At 41.9% G+C, this 17,086-nt stretch carries 15 protein-coding genes; 14 read left to right on the forward strand and 1 reads right to left on the reverse strand.

The window, feature by feature from the left end; translation table 11 throughout:
- Position 1 precedes the first annotated feature (1 nt).
- The 14 genes from dgcA to L6773_RS09780 all read left to right on the forward strand — a co-directional run bounded on the left by dgcA (position 2) and on the right by L6773_RS09780 (position 15,510).
- Positions 2–976: an N-acetyl-D-Glu racemase DgcA gene (gene dgcA, locus L6773_RS09715; RefSeq protein WP_237853834.1), complete on the forward strand. Its 975-nt coding sequence runs from the start codon at positions 2–4 to the stop codon at positions 974–976.
- Between the two features lie 403 nt (positions 977–1,379).
- Positions 1,380–1,700 (forward strand): hypothetical protein, encoded by a 321-nt coding sequence (locus tag L6773_RS09720; protein WP_237853835.1) that lies wholly within the window; start codon positions 1,380–1,382, stop codon positions 1,698–1,700.
- 44 nt (positions 1,701–1,744) lie between these two features.
- On the forward strand, positions 1,745–3,043 hold the full coding sequence (locus tag L6773_RS09725; protein ID WP_237853837.1) for a DUF3472 domain-containing protein: 1,299 nt from the start codon (positions 1,745–1,747) through the stop codon (positions 3,041–3,043).
- Positions 3,044–3,161: 118 nt separating this feature from the next.
- Entirely contained in the window at positions 3,162–3,953 is a 792-nt protein-coding gene (locus L6773_RS09730; RefSeq protein WP_237853839.1) for a 3-keto-disaccharide hydrolase, read from the forward strand.
- A 286-nt stretch (positions 3,954–4,239) separates the two neighbouring features.
- The gene (locus L6773_RS09735) at positions 4,240–5,229 is read left to right on the forward strand and encodes a DUF1996 domain-containing protein (RefSeq protein WP_237853841.1); all 990 of its coding nucleotides are present in this window, start codon (positions 4,240–4,242) and stop codon (positions 5,227–5,229) included.
- 91 nt (positions 5,230–5,320) lie between these two features.
- A complete protein-coding gene (locus tag L6773_RS09740; RefSeq protein WP_237853843.1) occupies positions 5,321–6,376 on the forward strand; it encodes an arabinan endo-1,5-alpha-L-arabinosidase in 1,056 nt (351 codons plus the stop codon).
- A gap of 13 nt (positions 6,377–6,389) precedes the next feature.
- Entirely contained in the window at positions 6,390–7,127 is a 738-nt protein-coding gene (locus tag L6773_RS09745) for a GDSL-type esterase/lipase family protein (protein WP_237853844.1), read from the forward strand.
- A gap of 130 nt (positions 7,128–7,257) precedes the next feature.
- Entirely contained in the window at positions 7,258–8,205 is a 948-nt protein-coding gene (locus tag L6773_RS09750; protein WP_237853845.1) for an alpha/beta hydrolase family protein, read from the forward strand.
- Between the two features lie 604 nt (positions 8,206–8,809).
- Entirely contained in the window at positions 8,810–10,750 is a 1,941-nt protein-coding gene (locus L6773_RS09755) for a sialate O-acetylesterase (RefSeq protein WP_237853846.1), read from the forward strand.
- Between the two features lie 19 nt (positions 10,751–10,769).
- Positions 10,770–11,609 carry an inositol monophosphatase family protein gene (locus L6773_RS09760; protein ID WP_237853847.1) on the forward strand — a complete coding sequence of 280 codons (840 nt, stop codon included), beginning with the start codon at positions 10,770–10,772 and terminating at the stop codon, positions 11,607–11,609.
- A gap of 12 nt (positions 11,610–11,621) precedes the next feature.
- On the forward strand, positions 11,622–12,104 hold the full coding sequence (locus L6773_RS09765) for a DinB family protein (RefSeq protein ID WP_237853848.1): 483 nt from the start codon (positions 11,622–11,624) through the stop codon (positions 12,102–12,104).
- A 102-nt stretch (positions 12,105–12,206) separates the two neighbouring features.
- Positions 12,207–13,511: a dicarboxylate/amino acid:cation symporter gene (locus L6773_RS09770; protein WP_237853849.1), complete on the forward strand. Its 1,305-nt coding sequence runs from the start codon at positions 12,207–12,209 to the stop codon at positions 13,509–13,511.
- A gap of 15 nt (positions 13,512–13,526) precedes the next feature.
- Complete coding sequence (locus L6773_RS09775; RefSeq protein ID WP_237853850.1) at positions 13,527–14,531, forward strand: hypothetical protein; 1,005 nt, start codon at positions 13,527–13,529, stop codon at positions 14,529–14,531.
- Positions 14,532–14,688: 157 nt separating this feature from the next.
- Positions 14,689–15,510, forward strand: coding sequence for an oxidoreductase (locus L6773_RS09780; RefSeq protein ID WP_237853851.1), 822 nt, complete (start codon positions 14,689–14,691; stop codon positions 15,508–15,510).
- A 100-nt stretch (positions 15,511–15,610) separates the two neighbouring features.
- On the opposite strand, the gene L6773_RS09785 is transcribed toward L6773_RS09780, so the two are convergent.
- Positions 15,611–16,975: a Gfo/Idh/MocA family protein gene (locus tag L6773_RS09785; protein WP_237853852.1), complete on the reverse strand. Its 1,365-nt coding sequence runs from the start codon at positions 16,973–16,975 to the stop codon at positions 15,611–15,613.
- Between the last annotated feature and the right edge of the window lie 111 nt (positions 16,976–17,086).

Consider the following 17,086-nt stretch of genomic DNA (forward strand, 5'->3'; position numbering starts at 1 on the left):
TATGAGTGATTTCAAGATCCATTTTCGAGCTGAATCCTTTCCCCTGGCAGAGGTATTTACCATCGCACGTGGATCGAAGACAGAGGCGAATGTCGTGTTGGTTGAGATTTCAAGAAACGGTATCACCGGGCGGGGTGAAAGTGTACCCTACTCACGTTATGATGAAACGATAGAAAGCGTCAAATCTCAAATTGAATCTCTCCCCTCTGAGTTTAACAGAACTTCATTGCAGGATCTACTCCCATCAGGTGCAGCACGAAACGCAGTCGATTGTGCTCTTTGGGATCTTGAAGCAAAATCTCAAAATAAACGAGTGTGTGAACTGGTCGGGCTTCCAAAACCCGGGCCTGAAATCACCGCTTTTACGCTTTCACTGAATACCCCCGAGCGAATGAAAGCGGCGGCTGCAAAACATGCTCACCGCCCACTCTTGAAAATTAAACTGGGAACTCCCGACGATATGTCTCGCTTGGAAGCCGTACGTGCCGGTGCTCCCGATTCAGAAATCATTGTAGATGCTAATGAGGGTTGGACGGCTGAGGTCTATAAAGATCTCGCCCCTCACCTGTTACGACTTGGGGTGACCATGGTCGAGCAGCCGCTACCCGCCGACCAGGATGAACTTCTTGCAGAGATTGAGCGTCCGCTTCCGGTTTGCGCGGATGAATCGTGCCACGACCGGGCAAGCCTGCCCGCGCTGAAAGGCCGATATGATATGGTCAACATCAAACTGGATAAAACGGGTGGACTGACCGAAGCGCTGGCCTTAAAAAAACAAGCCATCTCCGAAGGGTATAAAATTATGGTCGGCTGTATGGTTGGCACTTCCCTTGCGATGGCACCGGCTGTTTTATTAGCACAGGGAGCAGCCGTTACCGATCTGGATGGACCGCTACTCCTGGCCAAAGATCGAAAGCCTTCTCTGAAATTTGATGAAGATGGCGTTCACCCTCCCCTGCCCGAACTTTGGGGGTAAACGAATTTTACAACACATAAACTGGAATATACTGGCACAACTCATAAACTGGAATATACTGGCGCAAGGTATTCAGCATAGCGTTCTCGGTCAACGAAACCAGAACAGTATTAAAGCTTTGTAGTATAGATATGGCGTAGTTGACTCACTTGTGCCGCCCATCACAAACCTGCCAAACCAATCTCCATAAGTTACGCAAACCACCTCGGCAAAAATTGCTCTCCGCGTATCTCTGCGATCCCGGCGGTTACATTTCACCTCAAAGGACGAGTCGGGCCGCAAAGAAGCGTGACTAATAACAACCTCTAAATTCACCTGGATCTCTCTCCCCTACCTTTCGAAACATGGTTAACAGAAATCTCAATATTAAATCAAAACAATTCAGTATAATTTCGAATATTGGATGACGAGGGATGTCAGTTTAGAATGGACGCCGGAATTTGCAGAAGTTGCTGAATCAGGTGATCTCGGTTATACCTACGGACTTTTTAGGTTTATGGCGTTTCTGCACAGGGCGATACCATACAATCATCCGGAATCTTTCACGCCGTCTGGAAAAAACAGGACAACGGAAATTGGAATTTTGTATATGATTGATCATCTATCAAGCCGGGATAAGACAAAACTATTCTCATTCAGCGAACGACACTCTCATTTCTTGAACTTTAACATGGACTCTCACCGGTTTATACCTTTTTTTACACCCAATAACCATATGAAATAACTCAATACCAGGTGTAATAGCCAAAAAAAAATAATATAAATCAAATGCCGAAGAACCCTCTCACGATCGTAATCCTTAGTATCGTTTATTTTTTTACTTCCTGTACAGGCACGGACGAGCTTGATAAACTTCAATTTTCACTTTCAATTCCTACTGAAGGAAATAGCTGGGTCGTTGATGATCAAGATAAAAACCGGACATTGATTGGAGAGAACGGAATTAAAAACTGGGTTGATAAGGAAACCAGGATCCGAACGTATTTTAAAACAGAAATTGGAGGGATGATTGATTTGGGTCTGATTGCAAAATCGTCAGATCTCTCGGAAATAAAAATAACCCTTGGAGAGAATATCTCAACGATAAACGTTGAAAACTCAACTCTCGATACAATTAATGTCGGAAAATTTGAAATAAAAGAACCGGGGTATCATTTTGTTGAAATTCAGGGAATAGAAAAAAGCGGAGATTATTTTCCGGAAATCCAAGCCATTTTAATCGGTGGGGATGTGTCTACAGGAAAAGTCTGGTTTGCCAAAGATGATTTTTACTGGGGAAGACGAGGGCCATCTGTTCATCTTAACTACCAGGTTCCCAAGGAGACTGGCGATGTCGTTTATTTTTATAACGAAATTACTGTTCCTGAAGGTAATGATGTTTTAGGATCCTACTTTATGGCCAATGGCTTTGGCCAGGGATACTTTGGAATTCAGGTGAATTCATCTACTGAAAGGCGAGTGTTATTTTCTGTATGGAGCCCTTATGAAACGGATAACCCGGACGAGATTCCGGATGATCAAAAGATAGAACTGCTAAAAAAGGGAAAGGGAGTTTACTCCGGTGAATTTGGTAATGAAGGTTCCGGCGGACAAAGCTACTACAAGTTCATGTGGGAAACAGACACTACATATCAGTTCCTGTTAAAAGGAGAACCAACAGGTGATGGAAAAACAGATTTTACAGCCTGGTTTTTTGCACCTGAAGTAAATGAATGGAAACTCATTGCCAGTTTTCGTCGCCCAAAAACGGATTCATATTTAACGAATTTATATTCATTTCTTGAAAATTTTCAAACAACAACCGGTAATATTACCCGAAAAGGAAATTATTCAAATCATTGGATTTACACGACGGATAACGAATGGATAGAGATCAATAAGATCAAATTTACAGCAGATGCTACGGCCCGAAAGGAATCAAGAATGGACTATGCGGGAGGTGTTGAAGGTGATCAATTTTATTTAAAGAATTGTGGCTTTTTTAGCAAAACAACTCCAATCGATTCTTTTTTTGAACGAGATGCCGGCGGAGAATCTCCTTTCATTAATTTTGATGATTTACCTTAAAAATTCGTTCACATTTTCAAAAGAATCACCCATTTAATTTATATGGAATGATCTTGTCAGCTTACTTATAATTTGAGGACTCATCGTATCACCTATTATTTAAACAAAACCATACCACATGAAAAACCCGGCAGCTTTTTTAATTCTGACCCTTATTTTCGCACTCACCTTAGATCAATCAAAAGCCCAATCAACGGATGACAATGACTGGAAGATTCTATTCAACGGGGAAGATTTGAACGACTGGATTGTTAAAATTCACCATCACGAAACGGGAGATAATTATGCCAATACGTTTCGGGTGAGAGATGGAGTGATACAGGTCAATTATGATGACTATGAAGAGTTTGATGCGCGGTACGGGCACCTGTTTTATAAAGAACCGTTTTCATCATATCACCTGAAGTTCGAGTACCGGTTTACCGATCAATGGCTGGAAGATGCTCCCGGTTACACCTACAAGAACAGCGGGGTGATGTTTCACTCACAGGATCCTCGTACTATTCTGAAAGAACAGGACTGGCCTATTTCCGTAGAATACCAGATGCTGGCTGAAGCAACCGAAGGAGAACCCCGTCCCACTGGAAATATGTGTTCTCCCGGTACGGATGTTTTTTATGAAGGAGAATTAGATCCGCGGCACTGTATTAACTCTTCATCTGATACTTACAAATGGGATGAATGGGTCCGGGCTGATCTGATTGTTTACGGCGATTCTCTTGTGGTTCATAAGGTGAATGATGAAACCGTACTGGAGTATTCAAAACCGCAGATTGGAGGTGGAGTAGCAAATGGATTTGACCCCGAGATCAAAGTGGATGGTCAGCCGTTAACGGAAGGTTATATTGGACTACAGGCTGAAGGTCAGGGTGTTGAGTTCAGGAATATTAGAATTAAAGAATTGGACTAAAAGTAATCTCAAGAAGGACCTGGCACAAGTTACTGTGGCAATGGGGGCTATTTATCGAATGTTGAAGATCCCATTAATAATGTGTTATGTCAGCAACTCAAGAAGGGTTGTAAAAATCAAGGAAAGTAGCACTTTAGTATCACTATGAAGACAGAATTAGTTACAACACTGAAACGTTTCGAGAAATAAGATGAAGAGATTGATACTTAATCGACTTTCTTTTCACCTTGCCATTTTTTCAAAAGTCTTCAATGTCGCGGGTGGAAAAAAGGTCTTCATTAGATCTATGTTGATCTGTTCACTGGCCTGGGCAACTGCCGCTTGCGAAAATAGATCTGTTCATTCTGATGGTAAAACATCGGGTGCGCCTGGTGACGGCTTGGTGTATTCTGCAGAGAAAGTTGGTGACCGGGAGGACGGTAGTGGGGCTTTTCGTACGCACTGTCTTGAGTCGCACGAAAACTTTGACGATCCGCTTGTGTTTCCCGGTCAACCGGGAGCCTCGCATCATCATGTTTTCTTCGGAAATCCGAATGTGGACGCCTATACAACGATTGGTTCACTGTTTGAAGCAACTGAAACGACTTGTGATGGTGGCACATTGAATCGTTCGGCTTATTGGATACCGGCTCTGTACGATGCCAATGAAAAGCGAATCGATTACGGGGAACCCCTTTTCTACTACAAGACAGGCTATCACGTTGCTGCCGCTGCGATTCAACCGCCACCAGAGAATTTGCGGATCATTGCGGGTAACGCACATGCTACCACGTCCCAGGATGTTTCGGTTGTGAAGTTTCGCTGCGGAAGTTGGGTGTCTGAAAAGGATTGGTTTGACCCGGGCGACCCTCTCGATCATGTATCTATATTACCTGACTGTCCAAAAGATGACTTTCTTGAAATTCGTATAGTTTTTCCACAATGCTGGGATGGTAAGAACCTGTACCTGCCTGATCAAAGTCACATGGCCTACCCAAGTGAAGCCACGCCTCCGGTAGTAGGCACCGGCGCGTGTCCTCAAACTCATCCGATTGCCATACCCGAAATCTCATACAATTTCAGATTATATGTGACTGAGGATCGCGGGCCCTCAAATTCATGGCGATTCGCATGCGAAACAAACCCTGGTGGCATCTGTGCACACGCTGACTGGATGAATGGTTGGGATCCAAAGACGATGGAAAAAATTGTGGAGAATTGTTTGCGACCTGCTCGTGAGTGCCTCGTTGGGCTTCTTGGTGATGGGACAAGATTGGATCCGGTCATAACAGATTGATTCATAATGAATAAAGCTTGCGTACAAAACCAGGATAAGCTCAATAGCGTTGTTTAGATACCAGCGTTCTCTGTAATTAAAAAATGACACAATGAAAATAGCTGTAAATATTTTGCTGTTAGGATTAATCTTTGCAACAATGAATTCTTGTGATATGATTCAAAATGAAGTCATAGATAATAATCAAAATGCAATAATTTACAGTGGTGTACATGATCCTGCTCAATTAGTAGAAGTCAATGAGGAGTTGGTTCTTTTTGCAAGTGCAGTTGAATGGTCTACCTATGAGTTTGGCAGCAATGAATGGCAACTGAATGGAGATAATATCTATGCAAACGGAACTCCTTCATGGTACAACGGTACGAATTTGTGGGCACCATCTGTATTTAAAATTAATTCCAACAAACTTAGATTATACCATTCCGCAGTTTCAGATGAAGACATGCACCAGTCCAAAATTGGCTTTGCAACGGTTCATACATCAACGTCTAATTTTACTTTTACACCTTCAAGCGACTATGTGCTTGAATCTCAAAACACAGAACAACCATTTGCTATTGACCCGGCAGTTTTTGAAGACGACTCTAATCGTATGTGGTTGGTTTACGGCTCACACGCTAAAGGAATCTGGATGATAGAATTGGATAAAGCAACAGGGTTGCTAAAAGAAAATCCAGCAAATAAAACATGGAACACTACAGATAACAGGTTTATTGAGATAGCCAATTATGGAGGTCAACTCAATGAAAATAATATTGAAGCCGCCTATATCTACAATCACCCTGATAACCCCTATTATTATTTATTTGTCAATTGGGATGTTTGCTGCAGTGGTGTCAATAGCACTTACAATATTCGTGTAGGAAGGTCTAACTCGCCAACAGGGCCTTTTCTGGATAAGGATGGTGTAGATTTAAAATCAGGAGGTGGAACGATGTTTTTAGATGCGAACGGAGAAATAATCGGGAATAATCGTTTCGCAGGCCCGGGTCATTCAGGTATTTACCGGCATTCAGATGGTAAATTTTATTTCTCTCACCATTTTTACGATGTAGATAACAATGGCGAAGCATCAATGGCTATTTGGAACTTAGACTGGGTTGATGGATGGCCTCTCTTGAATACTCAAAATGAAGTAAATCTTTAGTTAAATAAATACGATGAAAATCACAGTAAATTATTTACTTATTGGAATATCATTTTTGATGTTCAACGCTTGCGACAATGATCATTTAAATTCCAAACCGGAAAGCAACTCAATAAATAAAATACTTCCACTGGGAGCTTCGAGAGTTGAAGGGGCAAGACCCGAATTTGAAAGTTACCGTTATGAACTTTGGAAAGATTTGAAAGAAAACAATTGGGATTTTGACTTCGTTGGGACACAATCAGACAATGCGTCTTATCCACGATTTGATAATGAAAATTTTGATATCGACCACGAAGGAAGAGGAGGATGGACCTCGGGACAAATTTTAAACGGATTGAATGGTTGGCTGCGTCAAACCGGCTCACCTGATATTGTCCTTTTTAGCTCACCAGGGGGTAATGATCTATTAGAAAGTTTGGATTATAACCAAACCATATCAAATATCAACGCTATTATTGACGCTTTGCAAGCAAATAACCCATATGTGACGATAATAATTGAACAACCCGCACAAGGTCGTTCAGACTTCATGATAACGGATCTTACAAACGCCTTCAATCAAATGCGAGAAGATATAGTAACTATTTCGGCAAATCAGACGACAGGAGAATCGCAAGTAATAGCAGTTGATATGTACACAGGATTTAACGACAGTTACTTAGCAGACGAAGTACATTATAATGAAGCTGGAGCAGAATTTATTGCGACACGATACTACAACGTTTTAATAACTGTGCTTGAGCAATAAAACAGAGAATTGAGCAGGTGACCGTGAGCAAAAAGCTTACGATGCGCCCGCCTTACAAATGCCAAACCGTAATAAACCTTCAATTTGAAGACATTATTTTAATTGCAAAAATCTCAAATTGGCAAAATTCATGAGAACAAAATATTCAGTGCTTCAGGTAAGCGGGGTTCTTTGGATTTTGCTACTGATTGGCTGCTCTACAAATGACTCAGTTTATTCCGGGACTGTCCAGGTTTCTGAGGGTAAGAATGTCATTGAAACAGATAAATATAATTGGCCGGGGATTAATCGCGTTTGGTATTATCGGCCTTCTACCTCAGAAGACTCCCTTCGGTTAGTCATGGTTTTCCATGGTATGGGACGAAACGGGGAAGACTATCTTGACTCATGGATACCTTATGCCGATGAAAACCAATTGTTAATAGTAGCTCCTGAATTTTCTGATGAACAGATAATTGGATTTGTCGGATCCCTCTCGACAGGTGGGTTTGAATATCGATACTCTACAGGTAACGTCGTGTCATGGTTTTCACGGGACCTTTCTGAAAAGGAGTGGTACTATACATCTGTCGAGCACCTTTTCGATACTTTCCTGCGATCTGATTCTCAACTATTGAAGCGATATGTTCTGTTCGGCCATTCAGCCGGCGGCCAGTTTGTCCACCGAATGGCTATGTTTACACCAGATGCTCGCTTTGATCTGGCTATCGCTGCTAACTCCGGATGGTATACCATTCCAGACAACGAACAGAACTATCCTTATGGCATTTCGGGAGCTCCAAAATTGCAAGACAGAATTTCATATTCGCTCCAACGACCACTCGTTGTATTTCTTGGAACAGAGGACAAACCAGACCAAGGTGGGTTTAGAACGCGACCGGAGGCAATGAAACAGGGGGAATCAAGGCCGCAAAGAGGTAAACATTTTTTTGAGGCAGCTCAACATTATGCAACCAACCGCGGCCTAACTCTGGGCTGGCAGATCAAATATGCGGAGGGTATAGGACACAACTACAAAGAGATGGCTGAAGCGGCCATTCCCATTATTCATGAGAAAGGATTAATTCCAGGAAAATAAGCTTGTACCCAGCCATATAATCATGCGCATCAAACAGCTTGGATAATCTATTTAAGGTTCCAATTTGTCGATTGGGCATAGCTTTTCAGGTTTAATAAACTCGCTACGATTGTTCATTCCCAACAGTTACTTTAGATGTCAATTTTTCGGCTAGAATCGCCCTTTGGCTCCATTACTGTTATTTACGTACACAATCTGTGGGATTTTTTTACCGGTCTAATCACAGGCGTTTGGCTAAATGATTGCGCCGGTGCAGCGCCAAACCGTTTTACAATTTTTTTTCACATAACTCCGTCATCAATTCACTCAAAATATCTCTCTGCAAAATCAATAAAATAAGGCCGGTCGGGGACCTGTGTTATGTCTGCCTTCGTGTTTGCGCCAGGCGATATCGCCGTCATCCAGATTGGTCCCAACAACACCACTTATTGTTAATTCATCCGATAAGGGGATGAGGTATAAACCCGCTCGTACTATTGTCAAGAGCAAAAGCGAGACGCTTGCGCTATCCCCAATCTGTGATCTTTGGCATTTAAAAACTTTTTCTTGAAACTCCAGCCCCCCACCTCTATTATCTTGCTGGATCTTTAATCACATAAATGAAATGTATACCGGGAAAAGATTTCTGTTTCTCTTTGGACTTTGTCTGATTTCTACATCGGTTTTTGCACAAATCCAGCTTCCAAAGCTGATAAGTGACGGAATGGTTCTTCAGCGAAACCAGGAACTTACAATTTGGGGATGGGCTTCACCCAATGAAGATGTGACGTTAACATTTCAAGAGAGTACATTTTCAACAACAGCAGATAATGAGGGTATTTGGGAGATTAAGCTGCCGCCACAAGAAGCCGGCGGACCGTATGAGATGAATTTTGAAGGGAGCAATCAAGTCAATGTAAAAAATATTCTTTTTGGGGATGTATGGGTTGCCTCCGGTCAGTCGAATATGGAGTTGTGGATGGGGCGAGTGAGATACACATATGAAAATGAAATTCAAAACTCAGGGAATTCTGAAATCCGGCAATTTTTAGTTCCTGATCAATACGATTTTAAGCAAACACACAATGATTTTGAAGGTGGTGAATGGCAGAGTGCCGGGCCCGAAACTATCCTGGACTTTTCAGCCGTCGCATATTTTTTCGCAAAAGAGTTGAACAGAAATTATAACATTCCGATCGGCATCATCAACGCAGCAATGGGCGGCTCGCCTGTAGAATCCTGGATGAGTGAAGAATCCCTGAAAGAATTTCCGGATGCGTATGAGGAACTACAGAAATTCAAAGATGACGATCTGATTCAGGAAATTCAGCAGGAAGATCAAAAAAGGATTGGCAACTGGTATTCTGAACTAAACCAGAGGGATCAAGGACTAAAAGCTAATCCAAAATGGAGTCAGCCAAATATGAACGATTCCGGTTGGGAAGAGATGAACCTGCCGGGGTATTGGTCCGAAGAAACATCCCTTGGCGATCAAAACGGAGTCGTTTGGTTTCGAAAAGAGATTGATGTCCCTGAACGAATGACCGGTAAACCGGCCCGGTTGTGGATGGGACGAATTGTAGACCAGGATTCAGTATTTGTAAATGGCCAATTGGTTGGGAACACCGGCTATCAATATCCACCTCGGCGATATCACCTGGATTCAACCGTTTTAAAGGAGGGCAAAAATGAAATTGCTATTCGGGTCATAAACAGTTCAGGGAGCGGAGGTTTTGTACCGGACAAACCCTATTACCTTTCAGTCGGTACGGATACACTTCATCTGACCGGTGATTGGAAATACAAACTCGGGGCTTCGATGGAACCATTGGCGAGCCAGACGTTTGTGCGATGGAAACCGGCCGGGTTGTATAATCGAATGATCACCCCTCTTTTGGACTATTCAATCAAAGGTGTGATTTGGTACCAGGGTGAATCCAATACTGATGATCCCGGTGAGTATGAAAAACGATTTTCTACCATGATTGAAACCTGGAGAGATAACTGGAACCAAGGTGATTTTCCCTTTCTTTTTGTTCAGCTTGCAAATTATATGGAAACGACTGATGAGCCGGTTCAAAGCAACTGGGCGGAACTGCGCCAGGCTCAACTTAATACACTAAAGCTTCCTAATACCGGCATGGCGGTTACGATAGATGTTGGAGAATGGAATGATATCCACCCGTTGAATAAAAAAGATGTCGGACACCGGTTGGCCCTGCAGGCGCAAAAAATTGCTTATGGTGAAGAAGACCTTGCAGCGGGCGGACCTATTCCCGACCGTTCAATGTTCCGTTCTAATGAAGTAATCATTCACTTTAAAAATGTTGTCAATTGCTTAACAACGTCTGACGGAGAAGCTCCTAAACACTTTGCTATATCTGATGATGGTGAAAATTTTGTCTGGGCCAAGGCAGAAATCATGGAAAACTCTATCAGGGTTTGGAATGATGAGATCTCAAACCCGGCGGCCGTTCGATATGCATGGGCAAATAATCCTGAATCAGCCAACCTGACCAATCAAAAGGGTTTACCGGCAACCCCTTTTGAAGTAACTAAAAACTAATTCTTAAAAAATAAATCTAATGCTTGGAAAAGAAATTGCTGCCATCCTCGAAGAGATCAACTCGATGATCGTTGAAAACTTTCACTCAGCTCATGAAATCACTGTCAAATCAGATGAAAGTATCGTCACAAAAACAGATCGCGAGGTGGAAGAAATCCTGATACCAAAATTAAATGAGTTACTGCCGAATTCCGTAATTATTGGAGAAGAATCAGCTCCAAGCGAACCAGAAGAGATAGGCAGATCCTTTCAAAGTGAATATCTATGGGCGGTAGATCCTATCGACGGAACGACGAATTTTGCTTCTGGCATCCCAAATTTTGCAGTTTCTGTAGGACTTCTTAAACAGAATGAGGATGGGTTTGAGCCGATTGCCGGTGGAATTAGTTTTCCCGCAATGTCAAAAATCTATTATACACATGAAGGTAAAACGCTCTGTAGAGACCTACTTACAAACCAAGAAGAGGAGATTATATTCAGAGAACAGCAGCCGTTATCCACAATTATGCTGCCCAATCACCTGGCTCTTCAACTAAACCTGGATCCAAAAAACCGTTTTGTCGGAAACCTGAGGTTTATGGGAAGTTCAGCAGCTGATCTTGTTTTTTTAAGTCTCGGAAAAGCATCTGCAACATGCACCATTGCCCACATTTGGGATGTGGCAGCCGGTTTTGCAATCGCAAAAACACAAAATATATTCCCAAAGCTACTCAGTACCGGTCAAATCAAGATAAATTTAACTCGTGATGATTTTCTGTATGGAGAGGCCAAAATAAACTGGCGGCTGAAAAATCCGCTTGCATTGTGTGATGATGAATATTTTTCCGATGTTCAAGAACTGTTTAATAATCATAAATAAATTCAATTTTTTATGATGAAGAATTCGTCCCATTCCAATTTATCACTTCGCAAGCAACTGGTCTCACATCTTGAAGGAGGGCAAGCATTCTCACCCATTGACAAGGTGCTCGATAATATGTCTTACGATCTGATCGGAATTGTTCCGGATGGCCTCCCCTATTCATTTTATCAACAGTTTTACCATATCTGGTATGCTCAAAAAGATATCATTGAGTATTGCAAGAATGACGATTATAAGGCCCAAAATTGGCCGGATGATTATTGGCCCGAAAACAGTTCGCCGGACCATGAATCTGAATGGAAAGAATTGATCCAAAATTTTTTTCGTGACAGGGATTCACTCAGTCATTACATCTTAGATTCATCCAACAAACTCTTTGAGCCGTTTGAATCCGATTCGGATCATAATTTATTTCGAGAAATCCAGGTTGTGATCGAACACAACTCCTATCACACCGGCCAACTTTATCTGATTTACCGGCTGCTTAATTAGATATCTTGCTTCATTCTTTTTGCTGTTTTTCTTTGCAGATATTTAGTTAATATAACGGCTGTATGTGAGTGCAAACCTAATATTCGAGATATAGATTGAGAGATGAAACCATTAAACATCAATAAAAATTTTGTTTTTTATGGGTCTCTGATTGGGCTGGCTCTGGGCTTTTTATTTGGGATTGTTGCTAAACAGGGAGATATAGATTTCCTCTTCACCTTCTCAAACATCCTTGAACCGATTGGTAATCTTTGGATTAATGCACTTCGGATGATCGTTGTGCCGCTCATCATTGCCTATATCGTAACAGCCGTGGCTTCATTTTCGCACCTGAAATCAACATTCAAGATTGGCGGTAGTGCTATACTCACTCACCTTTTTTTGATCGGAACTGGGATGGCAATTATGACTCTGCTGTCGCCCTCAGTAGTATCCATGTTTGATGTAACTCCTGAAATGACCACATCTCTCCACTCGCATGTTATGGATATGCCTATGCCCGAGGAAGAGTCTGCAACTGACGGCAGCATATCTGATGCCATTAGCTATTTAATTCCATCTAATTTATTCAGGGCAGCTGCGGATGAAAATATTCTACCCATTTTTGTAGCGTCATTTCTTTTTGCACTTGCACTCACGCGTGTTTCCGAATCCAATCGTAAAAAAATTGTTGGCTTTTTTGATGCCCTTATTGAAACCCTGCATGTACTCATCGGCTGGATTATTACAGTCATGCCATTTGCTGTTTTTACACTTGTTTTTGCAATGGCTACAGAATCAGGTGCTGACCTGCTTTCTGCCCTCATGTTTTTTGTTGTTGCATACTGTGCGTTAACCGTTCTATTGATTTTGTTCCTTTACGTCATCACACCGCTTTTGGGAAATGTCTCACTCAAAAAATTTGCTAAGGCGATGCTGCCGGCACAGACGGTTGCAGTTGGTACAAGATCCTCGATGGTCTGCCTTCCGGCTCTCATTGAAGGAGCAAGAGATAAACTTCAGCTCCCTGAAAAAGTTATCGGAATTATCATGCCGATGTCTGTCTCCATCTTTAAAGTAAACAAAGCTGTATCTGCTCCCCTTCAACTTTATTTCCTGGCACATATCTACGGAATTCAACTCGACCCCATCCCGGTCCTGTTATTCATGCTGGCGTATATTCCCACGAGTTTTACGTCGCCCGGAATTCCAAGTACCGGCCTTTTTATCACGTTACCTCTTTACCTGGCAATGGGAATTCCTGTAGAAGGATATGTAATCCTGAAAACGGTAGATGCCATTCCCGATATTTTTAAAACCGTAGTGAATGTAACGGAAGATATGAGTGTGGCAACTATTATCTCACGATTTGTTTCTGATTCTGCTTTTGCAGGTGAAACAGCGAGTCCAACTGCCATTACATCATAATTTTTGGAATGCACCATGATCTATTTCATAACGCCGGCAGACCAGATTTGGATCATTCATAATTTGATAGACCGACTGGATGAGGATGTCCGCCCTTCAGTCAGGCCAACCTCTTATCACGATTTTTATAAATCCCTGGATATCGTTGAGGGGACCGTAGTATTTACAGGCTTGGGAGTTCTGACAGAGGTACAAAGAGAAATTGCCATCGAATTAGCAGATCAATTAACCCGATCTGATCTGAACTTTAGAGTTATGAATAATCCCCAAAAAGCTTTGGGAAGATTTGATTTATTGACGGAATTACACACGAAAGGATTGAATTCATTCCGGGCTTACCGACTCTCTGAAATTTCTCTTGATGAACCGAATTTTCCAGTTTTTATTCGTGAGGAACATAACCATACCGGGACTGTCTCCGATATAATTAATGACCCTGAAGCTCTTAAAAATGCACTTACTGAGGTTCAAAACCGTGGATTTAAAATTGAATCACTTCTTGCAGTTGAATACCTCGATACAAGTGATGAAACAGGACTTTTCAGGAAATACTCGGTACAAAAGTTTGGTGATAAGATTATCCCAAGATATTTAAGTCTTGATTACCATTGGATGGTAAAAGAGAATTCAGCGCTCCCTGATGGACGAGAATTATATACAGATGAAAGAGTTCAGGAGGAAGTTCAATTTATGCTGGAAAATCCTCATGAAGAGAAGTTGCGAGAAATTTTTGAAACAGCCGGTATTAATTTTGGGCGTATTGACTACAGTTTGTTGAACGGTGCGGTTCAAACCTGGGAAATAAACACACTTCCCACTTTTGGCGGCTATCCTGGTATCAAAAAACAGAATCCGAAACGAAAAAAACGGGATGAATCTAAACGAATTTTTTATGATTTATTGAGCCGTGCAATGCGTGAATTAATGGATGATCACATTGGAGAAGTATTAACGATTTCGATTTCAGGACATTTAAGAAAAAAAAATATCACGGGAACGGCGAAAACAAACTTTGGTTGATTTAACACTTTGGATCGGAAAAAAGATGCCAAGAATACCATTCTTAAGTAATCTCCGTGCTATCCTGAGGCGAAAAGTACGGCAAAAAAAAGAACGCTGATAATTACAAATCTGTCTAAATAAGTAACTCAACAAAATCGAAATTCATCATAATACCATGGAAAACCAAAAAGTAGCTCTTGTCACCGGGGCATCCTCCGGAATTGGAAAGGAAACGGCAACGAAATTACTGAAAGACGGCCTTACCGTTTATGCGGCAGCCCGGCGATTTGAAAAAATGAAGGATCTTGAGGAACTCGGTGCTACTGCTATCAAAATGGATATCACAGTCGAGGAAGATATACAGAATGTGGTTTCAACCATCAAAGAAAACCATGGTGGTGTGGATATATTGGTCAATAACGCCGGTTATGCCATTTATGGTGCTGTTGAAGATACCTCTATTGAAGATGCCAGGCACCAATTTGATGTAAACCTTTTTGGCCTTGCACGGCTCACACAACTGGTATTGCCATATATGCGCGAACAAAAATCTGGCAAAATCATTAACATCTCTTCCATGGGTGGAAAAATATACACTCCTCTAGGAGCATGGTATCATGCCAGTAAACATTCTTTGGAAGGTTGGAGCGACTGCCTGAGGATTGAACTTGCACCGTTTGGTGTCGATGTTGTTATTATTGAACCCGGTATTATTGAAACGGAGTTTGGTGATGTAATGAGCGGCCCTATGATGAAGCGATCCGGTGATACGGATTATGCTAATCTCGCAAAATCTGTCAGTAAATCAGCTGCTGAGTCTTATGAAAAAAGCGGAGGATCTCCCCCTTCAGTGGTAGCGGAAGCTATTTCAAAAGCTGTAGCAACCAATAAACCAAAAACCCGGTATGCGATGGGAAAATTGGCCAGACCATTGCTGTTTCTGCGAAAATACCTCAGTGACAAGCTCTTTGACAAAGCTGTCATGAGCCAGGTTTAACCCGGAAAGGTAGTCATCGCATAAGTGTTTTGAACTTTAAATATAGTGTTCATTCATTACTCATCCGATGACTGAAAACATATCACAAATAACTATAAATTTATACCACTTGTGTTATTCCGGGAGTCGGTACAGGGTAATATCCATCTTCACCCTTACTCACAAGTGCCGGGGTATCATAATTAACTTCCTCGGGTAAAAATTTATGATCCGGATAAAATCTCATATCGGAATTAAGTGCTTCATCCCACGTTAACGTTTGTCCTGAATAGGTAGCCATAAAGCCCAAAATAGCCGTCATCGTTGTGTGAGCAGCTCTCTCAGTATTGTCAAGAGTTTTTCCATTCCGGATGGCATCAAACAGTTCGGCATGCTCCTGCACGTATGGATTGGTTTCTGTACTGCCATGATAGTCGAAAAGGACATTATCATTTAAATCAGAAATGATTCCATAATCGGCAAAACCTTGAGTCATCGCAATACCTTTGGAACCAACGATACGCTCAGCAACTTTAGTAAACGTGTTTCTCTGGCGCCTTGCCTGAGCAGAAACCATTACTCCGCCGGGATAGGTATATTCTATAAAGTTATGATCGTATACCTGTCCGGTATCTTTACCGGTGATCTCTTCAACACGTCCTCCCATTCCCTGGGCTGAAATTGGATGAGAACCTACATACCAGTTCGCGATGTCAATATTGTGAATGAGCTGATCAAGAACCTGCCCGCCTGATGTCCAGAAAAACTGAAACTGGTTGCGAATCTGCATCTCGAGCTCACTCCATGAAGGCTCCCAACGGACACTACCGAAAGCACCTTCCATCCAGTAAATATTCCCGGAAACTACATCACCAATCTCTCCGTCCCGGATTCGACTGTGAATTTCCCGGTATTTATTTGAATAGCGACGCTGCAAACCAACCACTACATTCAGATTTTTCTGTTTGGCAATCTTAGCTGATTCGAGAACTCTTCGTACACCGGCGGGATCAACCGCTACAGGTTTCTCCATAAAGATATGTTTCCCTTGTCGAACGGCTTCTTCGTAATGTAACGGCCGCCAGAATGTGGGTGTTGTTAGGATTACAACATCAGCTATTGATATGGCATCTTTATAAGCATCAAACCCGATAAACTTATTTTCATCCGGCACCATCACTTTTTCAGTTCCTGCATGTCTCTGAGAAAGGATATTGTAACTGTTGTTCAAACGATCTTCATAGATATCAGCCATTGCCACAAGCTGAACTCCATCTGCAGCATCCAATGCATTGGCAACAGCACCGGTTCCTCGGTTACCGCATCCAATAATTGCAAGCTTTAAGGTATCGCTGGCGCCTGCATATGCACTGGCACTCAGTGGTAATGAGCCCAACATAAATCCACCGGCTGTAAATGCAGAAGCAGCTTTTACAAAGTCGCGTCTTGAAATTCTGTTGTTGATAAGATTTTTATCTTTTTTCATCGATCTCTCTTTTTGGGTGATCATTTATTCTTGTTACCAATATAAGGGTATTCGTACAATTTTATCTGCTATTATAATCAAGTTTTTAAACCTGTTTAAATCTATTCTACT

Origin of the sequence: Rhodohalobacter sulfatireducens (assembly GCF_022012475.1) — a bacterium.
GTDB classification, from domain to species: domain Bacteria; phylum Bacteroidota; class Rhodothermia; order Balneolales; family Balneolaceae; genus Rhodohalobacter; species Rhodohalobacter sulfatireducens.